1 protein-coding gene is annotated in these 1,547 nt (G+C 66.9%); it reads left to right on the top strand.

Features of this window, described 5'->3' with window-relative positions; translation table 11 throughout:
- A partial coding sequence (locus H3V53_RS42985) for an acyl-CoA dehydrogenase family protein (RefSeq protein WP_336603010.1) occupies positions 1 to 1,547 on the top strand: 1,547 nt, incomplete at both ends.

Raw genomic sequence — 1,547 nt, 5'->3', positions numbered from 1 at the left:
ACGGCCCAGGCCGTCCTCGAAGAATCCGCGAAACTGTGCGGCGAAGTGCTGGCGCCGCTGAACGTCGAAGGCGACCGCAACCCGAGCAGCTGGAAGGACGGCCAGGTCACCGCGACGCCCGGTTTCGCCGACGCCTTCCGCCAGTTCTCGGCGGGCGGCTGGCAAGGCGTGCAGCATCCCGTCGAATACGACGGCCAGGGCCTGCCGAAGCTGATCGCGACCGCCTGCATCGAGATGCTCAACGCATCGAACCTGTCGTTTGCGCTGTGTCCGCTGCTCACCGACGGCGCCATCGAAGCGCTGCTCACGGCGGGCAGCGAAGCGCAGAAAAAGACCTACGTGCCCCGGCTGATCTCCGGCGAATGGACGGGCACGATGAACCTGACCGAGCCGCAGGCGGGCTCCGACCTCGCGCTGGTGCGCACGCGCGCCGAGCCGCAGGGCGACGGCTCGTACCGGATCTTCGGCACGAAGATTTTCATCACGTGGGGCGAGCACGACATGGCGGAGAACATCGTCCATCTGGTGCTCGCGCGCACGCCGGACGCGCCCGAAGGCGTGAAGGGCATTTCGCTGTTTCTGGTGCCGAAGTTTCTCGTCAACGAAGACGGCTCGCTGGGCGCGCGCAACGACGTGCATTGCGTGTCGATCGAGCACAAGCTCGGCATCAAGGCGAGCCCGACGGCCGTGCTGCAGTTCGGCGACCACGGCGGCGCGATCGGTCACCTGATCGGCGAGGCGAACCGCGGCCTCGAATACATGTTCATCATGATGAACGCGGCGCGTTTTGCCGTGGGCATGCAGGGCGTGGCCGTGTCGGACCGCGCGTACCAGAAGGCCGTCGCGTACGCGAAGGAGCGCGTGCAGAGCCGGCCCGTCGATGGCTCGGCGAAGCAGGCGGTGTCGATCATCCATCACCCGGACGTGCGCCGCATGCTGTCGACGATGCGGGCGCTGACGGAAGCCTCGCGCGCGCTCGCGTATGTGGCGGCCTCGCATAGCGATCTCGCGCACCATCATCCCGACGAAGCGCAACGCGCCGACCATCTGGCGATCTACGAGTACCTCGTGCCGATCGTAAAGGGCTGGAGCACGGAGCTGTCGGTGGACGTGGCGAGCCTCGGCGTGCAGGTGCACGGCGGCATGGGCTTCATCGAGGAAACGGGCGCGGCGCAGTATTACCGCGACGCGCGCATCCTGCCGATCTACGAAGGCACGACGGCCATTCAGGCCAACGATCTGATCGGTCGCAAGACGCTGCGCGACGGCGGCGCGGTCGCCAAAGCCTTGCTCGCGCAGATTGCGCAGACCGTCGAAGCGCTGAAGCAGCAAAAGGGCGCGCCGTTCGAATCGATGCAGAAGCATCTGTCGCGCGGACATGACGCGTTGCGCTCGGCGGTGTCGTTCGTGCTCGAGAATGCGAAGAGCGATCCGAATGCGGTGTTCGCGGGTAGCGTGCCGTATCTGAAGCTGGCGGGGACCGTGCTGGGCGGCTGGCAGATGGCGCGCGCGATGCTCGCGGCGCAACGCAAGCAGGCGGATGACCC

Origin of the sequence: Paraburkholderia bengalensis, from assembly GCF_037126505.1 — a bacterium.
Taxonomy (GTDB): Bacteria; Pseudomonadota; Gammaproteobacteria; order Burkholderiales; family Burkholderiaceae; genus Paraburkholderia; species Paraburkholderia bengalensis.
The sequence above is the reverse complement of the archived record's forward strand: the minus strand, read 5'-3'. Positions and strand labels throughout refer to the sequence as shown.